At 60.6% G+C, this 15,654-nt stretch carries 17 protein-coding genes; 8 read left to right on the forward strand and 9 right to left on the reverse strand.

Annotation, left to right across the window (positions count from 1 at the left end; translation table 11 throughout):
- Nucleotides 1-35 precede the first annotated feature (35 nt).
- Nucleotides 36-1,217: a CaiB/BaiF CoA-transferase family protein gene (locus tag J4E42_RS25455; protein ID WP_207286447.1), complete on the forward strand. Its 1,182-nt coding sequence runs from the start codon at nucleotides 36-38 to the stop codon at nucleotides 1,215-1,217.
- Between the two features lie 112 nt (nucleotides 1,218-1,329).
- Here J4E42_RS25455 and J4E42_RS25460 read toward each other — a convergent pair whose 3' ends face one another.
- Nucleotides 1,330-1,824, reverse strand: a complete 495-nt coding sequence (locus tag J4E42_RS25460) for a SprT family zinc-dependent metalloprotease (RefSeq protein ID WP_207286448.1) — start codon at nucleotides 1,822-1,824, stop codon at nucleotides 1,330-1,332.
- Between the two features lie 150 nt (nucleotides 1,825-1,974).
- A complete protein-coding gene (locus J4E42_RS25465) occupies nucleotides 1,975-2,577 on the reverse strand; it encodes a Yip1 family protein (protein WP_008029348.1) in 603 nt (200 codons plus the stop codon).
- 378 nt (nucleotides 2,578-2,955) lie between these two features.
- Here J4E42_RS25465 and ttcA point away from each other — a divergent pair, with 378 nt between their 5' ends.
- Nucleotides 2,956-3,780: a tRNA 2-thiocytidine(32) synthetase TtcA gene (gene ttcA / locus J4E42_RS25470; RefSeq protein WP_008029346.1), complete on the forward strand. Its 825-nt coding sequence runs from the start codon at nucleotides 2,956-2,958 to the stop codon at nucleotides 3,778-3,780.
- 123 nt (nucleotides 3,781-3,903) lie between these two features.
- Nucleotides 3,904-4,578, forward strand: coding sequence for a DNA-3-methyladenine glycosylase I (locus J4E42_RS25475; protein ID WP_207286449.1), 675 nt, complete (start codon nucleotides 3,904-3,906; stop codon nucleotides 4,576-4,578).
- Between the two features lie 102 nt (nucleotides 4,579-4,680).
- Here the strand turns inward: J4E42_RS25475 and J4E42_RS25480 are convergent, their stop codons facing one another.
- The 3 genes from J4E42_RS25480 to arsC are packed head-to-tail and all read right to left on the reverse strand — an operon-like array spanning nucleotide 4,681 to nucleotide 6,054.
- Entirely contained in the window at nucleotides 4,681-5,106 is a 426-nt protein-coding gene (locus J4E42_RS25480) for a DUF2069 domain-containing protein (RefSeq protein ID WP_008029342.1), read from the reverse strand.
- Nucleotide 5,107: 1 nt separating this feature from the next.
- On the reverse strand, nucleotides 5,108-5,704 hold the full coding sequence (wrbA, locus tag J4E42_RS25485) for an NAD(P)H:quinone oxidoreductase (protein ID WP_008011647.1): 597 nt from the start codon (nucleotides 5,702-5,704) through the stop codon (nucleotides 5,108-5,110).
- Nucleotides 5,701-6,054, reverse strand: coding sequence for an arsenate reductase (glutaredoxin) (gene arsC / locus J4E42_RS25490; RefSeq protein WP_008029340.1), 354 nt, complete (start codon nucleotides 6,052-6,054; stop codon nucleotides 5,701-5,703). Before arsC ends, wrbA begins: the two co-directional genes overlap by 4 nt.
- Before the next feature lie 114 nt (nucleotides 6,055-6,168).
- Here arsC and J4E42_RS25495 point away from each other — a divergent pair, with 114 nt between their 5' ends.
- Complete coding sequence (locus tag J4E42_RS25495) at nucleotides 6,169-6,636, forward strand: TlpA disulfide reductase family protein (RefSeq protein ID WP_192420403.1); 468 nt, start codon at nucleotides 6,169-6,171, stop codon at nucleotides 6,634-6,636.
- A gap of 161 nt (nucleotides 6,637-6,797) precedes the next feature.
- On the opposite strand, the gene J4E42_RS25500 is transcribed toward J4E42_RS25495, so the two are convergent.
- Both J4E42_RS25500 and J4E42_RS25505 read right to left on the reverse strand, forming a co-directional pair.
- A complete protein-coding gene (locus J4E42_RS25500; RefSeq protein ID WP_008041642.1) occupies nucleotides 6,798-7,202 on the reverse strand; it encodes an META domain-containing protein in 405 nt (134 codons plus the stop codon).
- Nucleotides 7,202-7,636: a hypothetical protein gene (locus J4E42_RS25505; protein WP_008041640.1), complete on the reverse strand. Its 435-nt coding sequence runs from the start codon at nucleotides 7,634-7,636 to the stop codon at nucleotides 7,202-7,204. Before J4E42_RS25505 ends, J4E42_RS25500 begins: the two co-directional genes overlap by 1 nt.
- Before the next feature lie 134 nt (nucleotides 7,637-7,770).
- Here J4E42_RS25505 and J4E42_RS25510 point away from each other — a divergent pair, with 134 nt between their 5' ends.
- Nucleotides 7,771-8,148 carry a hypothetical protein gene (locus tag J4E42_RS25510; protein WP_008041639.1) on the forward strand — a complete coding sequence of 126 codons (378 nt, stop codon included), beginning with the start codon at nucleotides 7,771-7,773 and terminating at the stop codon, nucleotides 8,146-8,148.
- Nucleotides 8,149-8,153: 5 nt separating this feature from the next.
- Here J4E42_RS25510 and J4E42_RS25515 read toward each other — a convergent pair whose 3' ends face one another.
- Nucleotides 8,154-9,143, reverse strand: coding sequence for a 2-hydroxyacid dehydrogenase (locus J4E42_RS25515; RefSeq protein ID WP_207286450.1), 990 nt, complete (start codon nucleotides 9,141-9,143; stop codon nucleotides 8,154-8,156).
- Between the two features lie 199 nt (nucleotides 9,144-9,342).
- On the reverse strand, nucleotides 9,343-12,096 hold the full coding sequence (locus J4E42_RS25520; RefSeq protein WP_008029326.1) for a response regulator: 2,754 nt from the start codon (nucleotides 12,094-12,096) through the stop codon (nucleotides 9,343-9,345).
- 214 nt (nucleotides 12,097-12,310) lie between these two features.
- Here J4E42_RS25520 and J4E42_RS25525 point away from each other — a divergent pair, with 214 nt between their 5' ends.
- From J4E42_RS25525 to J4E42_RS25535, 3 genes are all read left to right on the forward strand, one after another.
- A complete protein-coding gene (locus tag J4E42_RS25525) occupies nucleotides 12,311-13,033 on the forward strand; it encodes a response regulator transcription factor (protein ID WP_207286451.1) in 723 nt (240 codons plus the stop codon).
- A complete protein-coding gene (locus J4E42_RS25530) occupies nucleotides 13,020-14,426 on the forward strand; it encodes a sensor histidine kinase (RefSeq protein WP_207286452.1) in 1,407 nt (468 codons plus the stop codon). The genes J4E42_RS25525 and J4E42_RS25530 overlap by 14 nt, the downstream gene beginning before the upstream one ends.
- 184 nt (nucleotides 14,427-14,610) lie before the next feature.
- A complete protein-coding gene (locus tag J4E42_RS25535) occupies nucleotides 14,611-15,633 on the forward strand; it encodes a YhcG family protein (RefSeq protein ID WP_207286453.1) in 1,023 nt (340 codons plus the stop codon).
- Nucleotides 15,634-15,654: the final 21 nt, after the last annotated feature.

The following is a 15,654-nucleotide window of genomic DNA, read 5'->3' on the forward strand; positions in this document are numbered from 1 at the left end:
GCCTAGGCTGGTGGCATCGATTACGGAGATCGCTCATGCCCGGCCCATTGGCATCACTCAAGGTTCTGGATTTCTCGACATTGTTGCCGGGGCCGTTCGCCTCGCTGTTATTGGCTGACATGGGCGCCGAGGTCTTGCGCATCGAATCGCCGACCCGCATGGACCTGTTGCGCGTGCTGCCGCCCCATGACCAAGGCGTGTCGGCCAGCCACGCATACCTCAATCGCAACAAGCGCAGCCTGGCGCTGGACCTCAAGCAGCCCGAGGCGCTGGCGGTGATCAAGCAACTGGTGCAGGACTACGACATCGTCCTGGAGCAATTCCGCCCCGGTGTCATGGAGCGATTGGGCCTGGGGTATGAAGCGTTGAAGGCCATCAACCCGAAGCTGATCTACGTGTCGATCACTGGATACGGGCAAACCGGCCCCTACAAGGATCGCGCCGGCCACGACATCAATTACCTGGCGCTGGCGGGGCTGGCGAGCTACACCGGCCGCGCCGACAACGGCCCGCTGCCCTTGGGCGTGCAAGTGGCGGATGTCGCCGGCGGTTCGCTGCACGGCGTCATCGGCCTGCTGGCGGCGGTGATCGCCCGGCAACAAAGCGGGTTGGGGCAGCATCTGGATGTGAGCATGACCGACTGCGCGTTCAGCCTGAACGCCATGGCCGGGGCCGGGTACCTGGCCTGTGGCGAGGAGCCGGGCCGGGAAGACCAGATGCTCAACGGTGGCAGCTTCTACGACTATTACCGTTCGCGGGATGGGCGCTGGTTATCGGTGGGCAGCCTGGAGCCGCCGTTCATGAAGCAACTGTGCACGGCACTGGGGCTGGAGGAGTTGGCGGCGTTGGGCCTGTCACCTCAGCCTGCCCAGCAAAAGAAGCTAAAGGACGCGCTGCAGACTGAATTCGAGAAACACGACTTTGCCGAATTGTGCGCACTGTTTGCCGAGCTCGATGCGTGCGTCGAGCCGGTGCTGACCTTGGGTGAGGCGATTCGGCATCCGCAGTTGCAGGCACGGGAGTTGGTGACCGACGTGCCGCGAGGGGATGGCACGAGCCAGGCGCAGATGGCGTGTCCGTTGAAGTTCTCAGATGGGTTGCCCGAGCATCGGCATATCGGTGCGGCGCTGGGTGAGCATACGGATCAGGTGTTGGGGGAGTTGGGGTTTGGTGCCGAGCGGATTGCCGAATTGCGGCGTGCCAAGGTGATTCTCTAGCGTCTGACCCGGCCTCTTCGCGGGCAAGCCTCGCTCCTACAGACGCATCGAGATCACCTGTAGGAGCGAGGCTTGCCCGCGAAGGGGCCCGCCAAAACACCACAAATCCGACTTACTCGACCCGCATCTCCCCACTGAACACCAACGTGCTCCGGCACCGCCGACACAAATACCGCCGCCCCTGCCGCACCAGGCTGTGGCGCTGCGCCGAAAACGGGAAATCACTGTCGGCGCACGGGCATTTGTAGATATAGCGCCTCACGCTGCGGCGCTTGACGTCGTAGGTATGGCAGCGATTGGGCGGCAGTTCGTACACGCCACGCATGATCAGTTGCCACTCTTCGCCGTGGGGCTGGATGCGATCGCCAAACAGCTGATGAGCGATCAGGTGGGCGACTTCATGGGCCACGGTCTGCTTGAGGAAGTCTTCCGTGTTTTCGCGGTACAGCTGCGGATTGAAGCGCAGCAGGTTCTCGTGCAGATGCGCGACACCGGCTTTTTGCCCGCGCAGCTTGAGGCTCACCACGGGGCGTTTGAAGGTTCGTTTGAAAAAGGATTCGGCTTGTTGGTAACAGTCTTCGACGCGGGTATTGAGTTGCTCGGGCATGCTTGATGGATCTCCAGAGACGTCGAGTATGCCGCAACGCTCGGGCCTTGCGAATCGCCAGGGCGCCGAATGGTCGTTACCCCCCCACATTGAAAGGCCGCCTTGCGGCGGCCTGTATTGGCAGATCTTGATTTTGGGTGGAGAGCGTAACTAGTTCGTGTAGACCGGCCCCACGCCGAGTCCCCAGACAATGACAGTGAACGCCATGATCGCCACCAGTACGACTAAACCGACGGCGAGCACCGAACTTGAAAATAGAAATCCCTCGTCAGATGGAATGTTCATGAAAGTTGGAAGCCCCACATACAGCAGGTACACCGTGTAGCAGATGGCCGCCGTCCCGACGATCATCCCCAGCCACATGTGTGGGTACAGTGCCGCAAGGCCGCCTATGAACAGCGGGGTCGCGGTGTAGGTCGCAAACGCAACGCAACGTGCCAGACTCGGGTTGGCGTCATAGGTGCGGGCCATCCAGTGGATGAACGCGCCCATTACGGCAACGCCGCCGAGCATCGCCACGTACGACATGATCGTCATCCATAGCGCGCTTTCCTGCGTCAGCATCACCGGTGCCCGGCTGCCAATTACCCAGCCGACCTGCGTGGTGCCGATAAACGCCGACACGGCGGGGATCGCCGCCAGAATCAGCGTGTGGGTCAGGTACATGTGGCTGATGCTTTCCTCTTGGTCGCCACGGATTTCTTTCCATTCCTGGTCGGGGTGGGTGAAGAGCCCCACTACGTGATGGATCATGCCAGTCACTCCTCTTGTTTTTACCGTCGCCCCCCAGTGGAGCGCCTACAGGCCAAAGTGGCCAAGTAAGTAAAGGTCTGGATATGTGTGCGACCTTATGACGCAGTATAGAAAGGTCTTAACCCCGCAGGTTGTAGGGCGTTAGAGCAAATCGCGCTGTAAATCCCTCTGTTAATCGCCACTAGGACTGTCACAAACAATCCCCTGTGGGAGCGAGACCGGCTTGCCGGCGATGGCGGTGTATCAGGCATGACTGTTTGGACTGACACACCGCCATCGCGAGCAGGCTCGCTCCTACAGGAGATAGGGGGCTCTTCGCCGGAGGCGGGTTTTTGCGTAAAATGCCGGCCTTTCGTCACACCTCACGGATCTCGCGTCATGGGCACTCTCACGGTCAACCAGAACAAACTGCAAAAGCGCCTTCGCCGTCAGGCCGGTGAGGCTGTCGCCGATTTCAACATGATTGAAGACGGCGACAAGGTCATGGTCTGCCTGTCCGGCGGCAAGGACAGCTACACCATGCTCGACGTGCTGATGCATTTGCAGAAGGTCGCGCCGATCAAGTTCGAGATCGTGGCCGTGAACATGGACCAGAAACAGCCGGGTTTCCCAGAGGACGTGCTGCCGGCGTACCTCAAAACCCTGGGCATCGAATACCACATCGTCGAGAAAGACACGTATTCGGTGGTCAAGGAGCTGATTCCGGAAGGCAAGACCACCTGCTCGCTGTGCTCGCGCCTGCGTCGCGGCACGCTCTACACCTTTGCCGACGAAATCGGCGCGACCAAAATGGCCCTCGGTCACCACCGCGACGACATCGTCGAAACGTTCTTCCTCAATATGTTCTTCAACGGCTCGCTCAAGGCCATGCCGCCGAAGCTGCGCGCCGACGACGGCCGCAACGTGGTGATCCGCCCGTTGGCCTACTGCAACGAAAAAGACATCCAGGCCTACTCGGACCTCAAGCAATTCCCGATCATCCCGTGCAACCTCTGCGGTTCCCAGGAAAACCTGCAGCGTCAGGTGGTCAAGGAAATGCTGCAGGAGTGGGAGCGCAAGACGCCGGGCCGCACCGAAAGCATTTTCCGCAGCTTGCAAAACGTGATCCCGTCGCAATTGGCGGACCGCAACCTGTTCGACTTCACCAACCTGCGGATCGACGAAACCGCCATGTCGCGGTTCGTTAACGTAGTAAATCTCTAAACACAATCACTGTGGGAGCCAGCCTGCTGGCGATAGCGATGGGTCAGACGTTGACTGACCCACCACTATCGCCAGCAGGCTGGCTCCCACATTGGTCTACTCACTGACTCCTCAGGAGAGGGCATGCGCGATTACAAGTGGCTGCACGAATACTGTCTGAACCGCTTCGGTTCCGCAGCCGAACTGGAAGCCCATCTGCCCGTTCCTAAGACTGCCGCGCAATTGCGCGATATCAGCGACGATCGCTACCTCTCGACCATGGCGCTGCGTGTGTTCCGCGCCGGGCTCAAGCACAGCCTGGTGGACGCCAAGTGGCCGGCCTTCGAAGAAGTGTTCTTCAAGTTCGACCCGGAAAAAGTCGTGCTGATGAGCGCCGAACACCTTGAACGCCTGATGCAGGACGCGCGGATCATCCGCCACCTGGGCAAGCTCAAGAGCGTGCCGCGCAATGCGCAGTTCGTGCTGGACGTGGCCCATGAGAAAGGCAGCTTTGGCGAGTTGATCGCCGATTGGCCGGTGACCGATATCGTCGGCTTGTGGACCTACCTGAAAAAACACGGTCATCAATTGGGTGGCTTGTCGGCACCGAGATTTTTGCGGATGGTCGGCAAGGACACCTTCGTGCCGAGTTATGACGTGGTGGCGGCGCTGAATGCGCAGAAGATCGTCGACAAAATGCCAACCAGCCTGCGGGACCTGGCCACGGTGCAGGGCGTGTTCAACCAGTGGCATGAAGAAAGCGGCGGGCGGCCGATGAGCCAGATCTCGATGATGCTGGCGTACACCGTCAATCATTGACACCGAGTCGCCCGGCCAATCGCCAGCAGGCTGGCTCCCACATTGGATCTGTGGCGTACACAAATCCCCTGTGGGAGCTAGCCTGCTAGCGATTGCAATCTGTCAGGCGACGGAGATTTCGCCCTCGCCAGCCAGTTTGCGATTCAACTGAAACCGCCACCGCACATACAACAGCGCCGAGCAGAACACCGCCAGGCTCGCGCCCATTTCCAGCAAACCGAACAGCTGCCGATTCGGGTCATACGCCGCCAGTGCGCCCTTGATGAAATACAGGTTCACCACAAAACACATCCACGAATGCCCGCGCGCGCTGCCGACGATCATCCCCGGCGCCAGCAACAGCAGCGGCACCAGTTCGATCAGCAGAATCACCCACGGCCGCGCGCCATGCAGGTCGGCGACCACCAGGTAATAAGCGCAGAGCAATCCCACCAGGCCGAAGTAGCACAGCAGACTGATGACGCGCATCGCCCGAACCCGTGGTTCGAGCCATTCAATGGAAGGCAGGATCTTCGGCTTTTTCGCCATCTCAGCTCACCAACTTTTGTGCGGTCTTCGCCAGGCGCAGACCCAAGGCCCGGCACAGCGCCACTTCATGTTCATTCAAGCCGCTTTTGCCGTCGGCGCCGGCGTGATGACTGGCGCCATAAGGCGTGCCGCCGCCACGGGTTTCCAGCAACGCGGACTCGCTGTACGGCAGGCCGGTGATCAGCATGCCGTGGTGCAGCAGCGGCAACATCATCGACAGCAGCGTGGTTTCCTGACCGCCGTGCAGGCTCGCGGTGGAGGTGAAAACCCCGGCCGGTTTGCCGACGAGGGCGCCGGTCAGCCACAGGTTGCTGGTGCCGTCGAGGAAGTATTTGAGCGGTGCGGCCATGTTGCCGAAACGCGTCGGGCTGCCGAGGGCCAGGCCTGCGCAGTTCTTCAGGTCGTCGAGGCTGGCGTACAGCGCGCCTTCGTCCGGAATGTCCGGCGACACTGCTTCGCACTCGGTGGAAATCGCCGGCACGGTGCGCAGGCGCGCTTCCATCCCGGACTGCTCGACACCACGGGCGATCTGCCGCGCCATTTCATTGGTCGAACCGCTGCGGCTGTAATACAGAACCAGAATGTACGGCGCGCTCACGGCAGCAACTCCAGCACGTTCTCCGGCGGACGGCCGATGACGGCTTTGTCGCCGACTTCGAGAATCGGTCGCTCCATCAGTTTCGGGTGCGCAGCGATGGCAGCAATTAATTGCGCCTCGCTCAGGCTCGCGTCGGCGAGGTTGAGGGTCTTGTACTCGTCCTCACCGGTGCGCAGCAATTGCCGGGCGCCGAGGCCGAGCTTTTTCAGCAGGCTCTGCAATTGCGCGGCGTCCAGCGGGGTCTCGAGGTAGCGCACCACGGTCGGCGTCAGGCCACGGGCTTCGAGCAGTTCGAGCGCACCGCGGGATTTCGAGCAGCGCGGGTTGTGATAAAGCGTCAGATCGGTCATGTGCGGGTCGCATCTTGCGTAAGGTGACGGCTATTCTAACTGTGCAGCGCGTAATCCAGAACCTTGGGAGGCGATGGGTCGCAGGCGCATTCAATTTTGAACAAGGATCACGACATGACAAGGCGATTGGCAGCGGCATTGGCGATCATCGGTGCGCTGATGTTGGGGGGCTGCGGCAATGACTATGGCATCGATCAGAACGGCCAAAAAGTCGCCGCCGAACGTCTGGACAAACAATGGCTGGTGCTTAATTACTGGGCCGAATGGTGCGGCCCATGCCGGACCGAGATCCCGGAATTGAACGGGCTGGCCGAGCAGTTGAAGGACAAGAAGATCGGTGTGTTCGGGGTCAACTTCGACAATGTGCAGGGCGAAGAGCTGAAAAGCGCCAGCGAGAAACTGGGGATCAGGTTCACCGTATTGGCTTCGGATCCGGCGGAGCTGTTTGAACTGCCGCGCAGCGAGGCGTTGCCGGTGACGTACATCATCGATAACAAGGGCAAGGTGCGGGAACAGTTGATGGGTGAGCAGACAGCGGCGGGGCTGATGGCAAAGCTTGAGGCGCTACAGGCTAAAAACTGAACGCAATACTTTGTAGGAGCCGGCTTGCCGGCGATAGCGGGGTGTCAGACACCATCAATGTTGATGGATCCACCGCCATCGCCGGCAAGCCGGCTCCTACAGGGGAACGTGTATCAGGCGGAATTAATGGTGATTGACCCGCCATCATCGCCGGCAAGGGTTCAGCCTTCTTCAAGCCACCAACGCAGCGGCTTGCCTTCGGCCGGCCAGAAGCGCATCTGGTCGATTGGCGAAACATCCCAGCGCTGCACGTTTTCCAGGGCCTGGAGGAAACGCTTTTCCTGTTCCATCAACGCCGGCGCGCACAGTTTGCGCGTGCTGCCGACCTTGCCGAAACTCAGCTTGTCGTCTTCGAGCGTATACGCTGCGAACCAGTGGTTGCAGCCGCCATTGCCATAGGCCCGGCCATCTTCGCCGAGGGTGACGGTCAGGTGGCTGTAATCCATCAGCGGGCGTTCGCCGATCCATTCCAGAATGTAGCTGCGGTTCTGCTGCAATTTTACCGGCTCGGCGGCACAGCCCAGCAGGCTGGCGCCGACCATTGCGGTCAGAGCAAGGCGTTTCATCACGCAGGCTCCTGGCATTTCGGGCACAGGTGCTTCTCACCGACGGCGGTCCAGCCCAACTCGGCGATCCGCGCGGTGGCGGCAGGCTTTTCAGCCTTGTTACCCAGTTTGGCGTCGACCGCGAACTCGAAGCTCAGCTCTTTGGCGCAGCTGTCGCAGTTGACTTTCCAGGTGTGGATCGCCAGTTCACCGAACACCGGACCACTGGCCACCGCGACCCATTGACCGGGCGGGTTGATCAAATGGCGAACCGTTTCGACGGTCAGGCGCATGGACAAGTCCTTGGCACCTTTTAGGGTCACGACCAGCACGTCATTGTTGCGAATCGAGCCGCCGTTGCCGGTGACTTGATAACGCCCCGGCACGAGGGCGCGGCATTCGGTGAGGGTGTGTTGCGGGTTCATCAGGCTATAGCGGAAATCGTGTTCGACCATGGGTCCTCCAAATATGCGCGGTATGCTAGCACGGGCCTGCACGCAGCATTGCGCAAGCAGATGACCTTCGATCAGGTTCAAATGACCTGCCGACTCATGGCAAACTGCCGCTTTTGCATTTCTAAGGAACGGACATGGCGTTAATCGAATGTTTTGAGTGCAAGCAACGCATCAGTTCAACGGCGCCTGCTTGTGTTCATTGCGGTGCGCCGACAACGGCGCAAGGGGCAACGTCGAAGGCGCCACTGTCTTTCGGACGTTTACCGCAAGACGAGAGCGTGGCCAAGGTTTCGCCGGCCGCGTTCGGGCGTAAACGCAAAGCCGACGTCGAGGCCGCGGTTCCCGCACCGACGCTCAACGGTTCGCGTCCGGTGGAGCTTTGGCTGAAACTGATGATTTTCTTTCTGCCACCGTTTTTTGTCTGGTTCCTGCTGCGTCCCGGGCATTCAACAGGCCAACGCTTGCTCGGTTTTGGCTGGCTGGCCTTGATGATCCTGTTGTCCAAGATCTGATCCGCTCAGCCCTCGACCTGATTTTGCGGCGTGCCTGCCGCCCAGGCTGCAATGTTCTGCAACGTCGTCGCGGCAATTGCACCCAGGGCTTCACGGGTCAGGAAGGCCTGATGCGCGGTGACGATCACGTTCGGGAAGGTCAGCAGGCGCGCCAGCACATCGTCCTGCAGCGGCAGGTCGGAACGGTCCTCGAAGAACAGCTGCGCCTCTTCTTCATACACATCTAGCCCCAGATAACCGAGTTGGCCGTCCTTCAGCGCGTCGATCAGCGCCGGCGTGTCCACCAGACCACCGCGACCGGTATTGATCAGCATGGCGCCGGCTTGCATGTGCGCCAGTGACTCGCGGTTGATCAGGTGTTTGCTCTGCTCATTGAGCGGGCAGTGCAGGCTGATGATCTGCGACTCGGCCAGCAGCTCGGGCAAACTCAAATAACGTGCGCCGAGGGCTTCGACCTGTGGATTGGGGTAAGGATCATAGGCCAGTAGCCGGCAGCCGAAACCGTTCATGATTTTCGCGAAGGTCGCGCCGATTTGCCCGGTGCCGACCACGCCGACCGTTTTGCCCACCAGGTCGAACCCCGTCAGCCCGTGGAGGCTGAAATCCCCTTCGCGGGTGCGGTTGTAGGCACGGTGCAAACGACGGTTGAGCGCCAGGATCAGCGCCACCGCGTGTTCGGCCACCGCGTGGGGCGAGTAGGCCGGAACCCTCACGATCGACAACCCCAGGCGCTTCGCCACCGCCAGGTCGACATGGTTGTAGCCGGCCGAACGCAGGGCAATCAGGCGTGTGCCGCCCGCTGCAAGGCGTTCGAGCACCGGGGCGCTGAGGTCGTCATTGATAAAGGCACAGACCACTTCGTGATGTTCCGCCAGCGCTGCCGTGTCGAGGCTGAGTCGCGCCGATTGAAAGTGCAGCTCGATGCCGGCAGGGAGGTCGGCGCCGAGAAAACTGTCGCGGTCGTAGGTCTGGCTGCTGAAAAGAATCGTACGCATGGCGTCCTCCTGGAAAAAACACGCTGTATGCCTGTCGCCGAAAACTTCAGGCCCGCCCGGATCCCTGTAGGAGCTGGCTTGCCAGCGATGGGGTCATCAAATTCTACGTCGCTCTTGAGGCCGCCATCGCCGGCAAGCCGGCTCCTACAATGATTGCGGTGAGACTAGCGCTGATCGTGATCAACGCCATTGCGTTGTATCAAGCATTGATACGGGCATGCGCCGCCAGGCGATTGATGGCTCGGTCGAGGTCTTCCAATGCGCCCGGAGCCTTCGGGTCCTGTTGCTTTAGCAGGGTTTCGCTGCGCTGGCAGGCAGCGCGCAGCTGCGGCACGCCGCAATAACGGGTGGCGCCGTGCAGGCGGTGTACGCGTTCGATCAACGCGTTGTGATCGTTGGTTTCCCGGGCGAAGCGGATGGCTTCGCGGTCGGCTTCCAGCGATGCCAGCAACATCGCCAGCATGTCCGCCGCCAGATCCGCCTTGCCCGCCGCCAGCCGCAACCCTTCTTCGTGATCCAGCACTTGCAACTCGTGGCTGCCGCCGTGACTGTCGCTGGAACGCTCGGGCCCCTGATTGCGCAGCGCCAGGCCGGTCCACTTCAACACCACCTGAGCCAATTGCCGCTCGCTGATCGGTTTGGTCAGGTAATCATCCATGCCACTTTGCAGCAGCGCGCGTTTTTCGTTGGCCATCGCGTGGGCGGTGAGGGCTACGATCGGCAGCGGCGTGCAATGCCGTTCGCTTTCCCACTGGCGAATGGTTTCGGTGCTCTGACGACCATCCATGCCAGGCATCTGCACGTCCATCAACACCAGATCGAAGGTCTCGGTCTGCACCGCTTTGACGGCGGCATAGCCGCTTTCCACTGCAAGCACCTTGGCGCCAAGGTCTTCGAGCAGGGTTTGCACCAGCAACAGATTGGCCGGGTTGTCATCGACGCAGAGCACCTTCGGCGCGCGGCTGGACACCGGCTCGCCGGGATCGCTACGTTGCTGGCGCGGATTGACCAGATCGGACAAAGCCCGGCGCAACTTGCGCGTGCAGGCCGGTTTGGCCTGGAGCTGGCTGTGTGGGTTCGGCACCGAGAGGTGGAACAGTGTCTGTTCGGTGGTCGGGCACAGCACCAGCACTTTGCAGCCGAGGTGCTCAAGGTCCCAGATATGCTGGTTGAGGCGCTCCGGCGGCATGTCGTTGCTGGTGATGCCGAGCACGGCGAGGTCGATCGCCAGATCGGTCTGGTGTGCGCCGGTCACGCCATTGGTCAGGCTTTCCAGAGTGTTGAACGGGGTGACTTCCAGGCCACAGTCTTCCAGCTGATGCTGCAACGCCTGACGGGCCAGTTCGTGGTTCTCCAGCACGGCGACACGGCGTCCGAGCAACGGCGGAGCGGGCAGGTCTTCGGCGTCGTCGCGGGTTTTCGGCAGGCTCAGGCTGATCCAGAATTCCGAGCCTTCGCCCGGCGTGCTGTCGACGCCGATCTCGCCGCCCATCTGTTCGATCAGACGCTTGGAAATCACCAGCCCCAGGCCGGTGCCGCCGGGTTGCCGGGACAGCGAGTTGTCGGCCTGGCTGAAGGCCTGGAACAGCGCGCGCACGTCCTCGTTCGACAGGCCGATGCCGGTGTCCTGAATGCTGATGCGCAGTTGCACGCTGTCTTCATGCTCGTCTTCGAGCATGGCGCGGGCAACGATGGTGCCTTCGCGGGTGAACTTGATCGCGTTGCTCACCAGGTTGGTGAGGATCTGCTTCAGGCGCAACGGATCGCCGACCAGCGACAGCGGCGTGTCGCGATAGACCAGGCTCACCAGTTCCAATTGTTTGGCATGGGCGGCCGGGGCGAGGATGGTCAGGGTGTCCTGGAGCAAATCGCGCAGGTTGAACGGAATGTGGTCGAGCACCAGTTTGCCGGCCTCGATTTTCGAGAAGTCGAGGATCTCGTTGATGATCCCCAGCAGGCTGTCGGCGGATTTTTCGATGGTGCCCAGGTAGTCGAGCTGACGTGGGGTCAGTTCGCTTTTTTGCAGCAAGTGGGTGAAACCGAGAATGCCGTTGAGCGGCGTGCGGATTTCATGGCTCATGTTGGCGAGGAATTCGGATTTGATCCGGCTCGCCTCCAGGGCTTCCTTGCGCGCCAGGTCCAGCTCGATGTTCTGGATTTCGATGGTTTCCAGGTTCTGGCGCACGTCTTCGGTGGCCTGATCGATGCTGTGTTGCAATTCTTCCTGGGCGTTCTGCAGGGTGCCGGCCATGCGGTTGATGCCGGACGCCAGTTCATCGAGCTCCTGACTGCCGAGCGGTGGCAGGCGGGTTTCCAGGTGACCGTCCTTGAGTTGCGCCACCGCTTGTTTGATCTGGCTCAGCGGCCGATTGATCGTGCGGCCCATGCGCAATGCCAGCAGCGCCGCACCGGCGAGGCCCGCGCCGATCAACAGCAGGCTGGCGAACAGGCTGCGATAACCGCGCAGCAACATGCCGTTGTGGGACAGTTCGAGTTCGACCCAACCCAGCAGGCGGTCAGATTCCTCGGGTATCAGGTCACCGGCCAGGTTGCGGTGCTTGCCGAACACCGGCAGCAGGTAACGCGTCGCATCGTTGCCGCTGCGGCGCAGCATTTGCGAACCATTGCCCAGCGGCGCCGGATTGAGCATGGTCGGGCCAGCATGCGCCAGCGACGAGCGGTCCGGGGCGAGGAGCGTCACCGCGCGCACATCGGGCGTTTCCAGCGCTTGGGTGGCGATGCGCTCCAGCAGTTCGGTGTCCTTGTGGCTCATGGCCGGCGCGACAAGGGGCGCGAGCTGTTCGGCGATCATTTCGCCACGCTGCATGAGTTGGGTTTGCAGGTCGGATTGCTGCATCCAGGTGAAATAGCCGCCCAGCACCAAGGCCATCAGGCTGGTCGGAAGCAAGGTCAGCAACAGCACGCGGCCTTTTATTCCCAGTTTCTTGAGCACGCCTCTCTCCTGCATCCAGCCATTTAAGAACCTGCGCATACATCCGGTACACGCCACTTGCGCAGTGTAGCGATTTGCTTGCAGGCAATCCTCGTAAAATTGATGACGTCATTCGTCGGGCAGTCCAGCGCTTTTGCGTGGCTGGCAAACCTTGGGTTGCCCCCGGCGAGGCAATCTTGAATAATCATCAACTGAGAATTATTTGCAGATACTCATGACTCCCATCTCTGTTGGCTATCCCCGAATCCTCTCCATCGAAGACGACCTGGTGCTCGGTGCTTATGTGCACGAGCAACTGGGTCGTAGCGGTTTCCAGGTGACCTGGTGCCAAAACGGCCAGGAAGGCCTGGCGATTGCCCGTGAGCAAGCCTTCGATGTGGTGCTGATGGACATTCTGCTGCCGGGCATGAACGGATTGAACGTGCTGACCCAATTGCGCCAGAGCCATTCCACCCCGGTGGTGCTGATGTCGGCACTGGGCGCCGAAGCCGATCGCATCAGCGGTTTCCGCCTCGGTGCCGATGATTATTTGCCCAAGCCCTTCAGCATGGCCGAGTTGCGCGTGCGCATCGAAGCGATCCTGCGGCGCGTTGCACTGGATCGTCGCCCGGCCGTGGCGCCGGTTGCCTTGGTGGCGGACAGTCTGCGTTTCGACGATGAATGCTTCGAGGTGTTCTATGGCGAACACGCCGCCGGCCTGACCCGCAGCGAGTACCGGTTGCTGGACACTCTCCACCGCAACGGCGATGAGGTGCTGAGCAAAGCCTTCCTTTATCAGCACGTGTTGCAACGGGGTTACGCGGCTCACGACCGCAGCCTCGACATGCACATCAGCCAGATCCGTCGCAAGCTCAAGGCCATTGGCTACACCGAGCGGGAAGTGCGCACGGTGTGGGGCAAGGGCTATGTCCTGAGTGCTGACCATGAAGTGGTCTGACCTGCCGGGCAGGCATTCGCTGTTCTGGAAACTCGCCTGTCTGCTGGTGGCGTTCTGTCTGCTGATGATCTGGCTGAGCTGGTCCTGGGGCCGCTACATGGAACAGCGCAACCAGTTTCTCTCTGACGAAGCCCGAGGCACTCTGACGCGCTATGCCGCCGAAGCCGAACAGGCATGGGAGCAGGGGCAGAGCGCAGGTGTCGATGCCTGGCTGCAGGATATGCGACAGCGTGAAAAGGGCTGGGTGGGTGTGATTGGCGGCGATTTGCAGTCGTTGAGCAGCCAATCGCTGACGGACCAGGAAATCCAGCGCCTGACTTTTCTGCGTGGCCTGGACTGGCCCATTCACAAAAAACGCCTGCCGTGGCTGCGCGTACCGTTTCCCGGCGACTCATCCGTCGGCAGCGTGGTGATCGAACTGCCCCAGCGGTTCAAGCCGGGGCGCTACCGGGTGTTCTGGCGCGTCATCACCAACGGCGTGATTCCCGGACTGTTCACCTTGCTGTTGTGCGTCGGGCTGTATCGATTGCTGGTCGTGCCCCTCAATCAACTGCGCGAGCAGGCCAATGCGTGGCGCGCCGACCAGTTGGGCGTGCGCCTGTCGAGCCGCACGACCAATCGCTGCGATGAACTGGGTGAACTGGGCCGTGCGTTCGATCACATGTCCGAGCGCCTGCAAAGCACGGTGGCCCTGCAACAACAGCTGCTGCGCGACCTGTCCCACGAATTGCGTACACCCTTGAGTCGTTTGCGCGTGGCGAGCGAGGGCGAGCAAAGTCTGGTGCAACTGCGCGAACGCATTGGCCGCGAAGTCGATGGCATGCAACGGTTGGTCGAAGACACGCTGCAACTGGCCTGGCTCGACACCGAGCGCACGCCCTTGCCCGACGAGGCGATCCAGATTCAGGCACTGTGGGAAATGCTCACGGACAACGCCTGCTATGAAAGCTGCTGCCCCACCGACCAATTGCAGTGCGCGGTGGATTCATCCTGTTGGGTGCGCGGCAATCTCAACACGCTGGCCCAGGCCCTGGAAAACATCCTGCGCAATGCCATTCGCCATTCACCGAAGGGCGGCATCGTGCGTCTGGATGGACGACGTGAAGGCGGTTACTGGCATCTGTGGCTGGAGGATGAAGGAGGCGGGGTGGCTGAAGAGGATCTTGAGCGGATCTTCTCGCCGTTCACTCGACTCGATGGTTCGCGACCGGGGAATGGCGGGTTCGGGTTGGGGTTGAGCATTGCGAGGAATGCGGTGCAGCGCCAGGGCGGACGGCTTTGGGCTGAGAACACTGGGACAGGGTTGCGGCTGAACATGCGGTTGGTGGCTGATGACGCCATCGCGAGCAGGCTCGCTCCCACAGTGGATATGTGCCGACCGCAAATGGTGTGATCACCCCCTGATTCCCTGTGGGAGCGAGCCTGCTCGCGAAGAGGCCCTCCCATTCACCAACGCTCTGATTTTGCCGGAGCGTTCCCGAGATTCTGTACGACATTTCCCAAAGGGTATCACCGGTCATTTCAAGCTTCCTTGGCGGTTTAAGCTCACGCTTTAACTCATGTTCAAGGAATCAGGCATGACTGCAATCCACGTTCCCGGCAACACAACCGACGACCGTTTCAATGAAGTGCTTGCACTGATTCACGGTGCCAGGCAACAGGCGATACAGACGGTGAATACCCAGCTGATCGAGTTGTACTGGCAGGTTGGTGCTTACATCAGTCGCAAGCTGGAACTGGCTGAATGGGGAGATGCGGTGGTCAGCCAATTGGCCGAGCATCTGGCCCGGACGCAGCCAGGATTGCGTGGCTTTACCCGGTCCAACTTGTTTCGCATGTGTCAGTTCTATGAGACCTACCATAGAGAAGAGAAAGTCGCACCACTGGTGCGACAATTGTCCTGGTCGCACAACCTGATCATTTTCAGCCAGTGTAAACGCGAGGAAGAGCGGGAGTTCTACGTGCGTATGGCCGTTCAGGAAAAGTGGTCGAAGCGCGAGCTGGAACGCCAGTTAAAGGCTGCACTGTTCGAACGCAGTATCACCCAACCGGCAAAAGCCTCCGCCGCGCTGAAACAAACTCACCCCTCGGCACTTGAGATATTCCGCGACGCTTACATGATCGAGTTTCTCGACCTGCCCGGCACCCACGCCGAAACCGATCTGCATAAGGGTTTACTGGCACGCCTCAAGGAGTTTCTGATCGAGCTTGGCCGCGATTTCTGCTTTGTCGGTTCCGAATACCCGCTGCAAGTTGGCGGCCGGGATTTCGCCCTGGACCTGTTGTTCTTCCACCGTGGGCTCAACTGTCTGGTGGCCATTGAACTAAAGGTCGGTCGTTTCGAACCGGAGTACCTGGGCAAGCTGAATTTCTATCTGGAAGCGCTGGATCGTGGTGAGCGCAAGCCCCACGAAAACCCTGCCATTGGGGTATTGCTTTGTGCCAGCAAGGAAGATGAAGTGGTCGAGTACGCCCTTAATCGCAGTCTGTCGCCAGCGCTGATTGCCGAGTATCAGGTTCAGCTACCGGACAAACAATTGCTGCAGGCCAAGCTGCATGAGTTCTATGCCTTGAATGCTGCGCAGGCGAAAGAAGGCTGAATCAGTCCCTTATTCCCATAA

The sequence above is a fragment of the Pseudomonas sp. FW300-N2A2 genome, from assembly GCF_017351735.1.
In the GTDB taxonomy this organism is placed as follows: Bacteria; Pseudomonadota; Gammaproteobacteria; order Pseudomonadales; family Pseudomonadaceae; genus Aquipseudomonas; species Aquipseudomonas migulae.

Bases quoted from the DNA above. Each gene is read 5' to 3' on its own strand.
- J4E42_RS25475 (WP_207286449.1), top strand. From the start codon at position 3,904: ATGCGCGATTACAAGTGGCTGCACGAATACTGTCTGAACCGCTTCGGT.
- J4E42_RS25510 (WP_008041639.1), top strand. From the start codon at position 7,771: ATGGCGTTAATCGAATGTTTTGAGTGCAAGCAACGCATCAGTTCAACG.
- J4E42_RS25505 (WP_008041640.1), bottom strand. From the start codon at position 7,636: ATGGTCGAACACGATTTCCGCTATAGCCTGATGAACCCGCAACACACC.
- arsC (WP_008029340.1), bottom strand. From the start codon at position 6,054: ATGACCGATCTGACGCTTTATCACAACCCGCGCTGCTCGAAATCCCGC.
- J4E42_RS25525 (WP_207286451.1), top strand. From the start codon at position 12,311: ATGACTCCCATCTCTGTTGGCTATCCCCGAATCCTCTCCATCGAAGAC.
- J4E42_RS25460 (WP_207286448.1), bottom strand. From the start codon at position 1,824: ATGCCCGAGCAACTCAATACCCGCGTCGAAGACTGTTACCAACAAGCC.
- J4E42_RS25535 (WP_207286453.1), top strand. From the start codon at position 14,611: ATGACTGCAATCCACGTTCCCGGCAACACAACCGACGACCGTTTCAAT.
- J4E42_RS25530 (WP_207286452.1), top strand. From the start codon at position 13,020: ATGAAGTGGTCTGACCTGCCGGGCAGGCATTCGCTGTTCTGGAAACTC.
- J4E42_RS25480 (WP_008029342.1), bottom strand. From the start codon at position 5,106: ATGGCGAAAAAGCCGAAGATCCTGCCTTCCATTGAATGGCTCGAACCA.
- J4E42_RS25495 (WP_192420403.1), top strand. From the start codon at position 6,169: ATGACAAGGCGATTGGCAGCGGCATTGGCGATCATCGGTGCGCTGATG.
- J4E42_RS25455 (WP_207286447.1), top strand. From the start codon at position 36: ATGCCCGGCCCATTGGCATCACTCAAGGTTCTGGATTTCTCGACATTG.
- J4E42_RS25515 (WP_207286450.1), bottom strand. From the start codon at position 9,143: ATGCGTACGATTCTTTTCAGCAGCCAGACCTACGACCGCGACAGTTTT.
- J4E42_RS25465 (WP_008029348.1), bottom strand. From the start codon at position 2,577: ATGATCCATCACGTAGTGGGGCTCTTCACCCACCCCGACCAGGAATGG.
- ttcA (WP_008029346.1), top strand. From the start codon at position 2,956: ATGGGCACTCTCACGGTCAACCAGAACAAACTGCAAAAGCGCCTTCGC.
- J4E42_RS25500 (WP_008041642.1), bottom strand. From the start codon at position 7,202: ATGAAACGCCTTGCTCTGACCGCAATGGTCGGCGCCAGCCTGCTGGGC.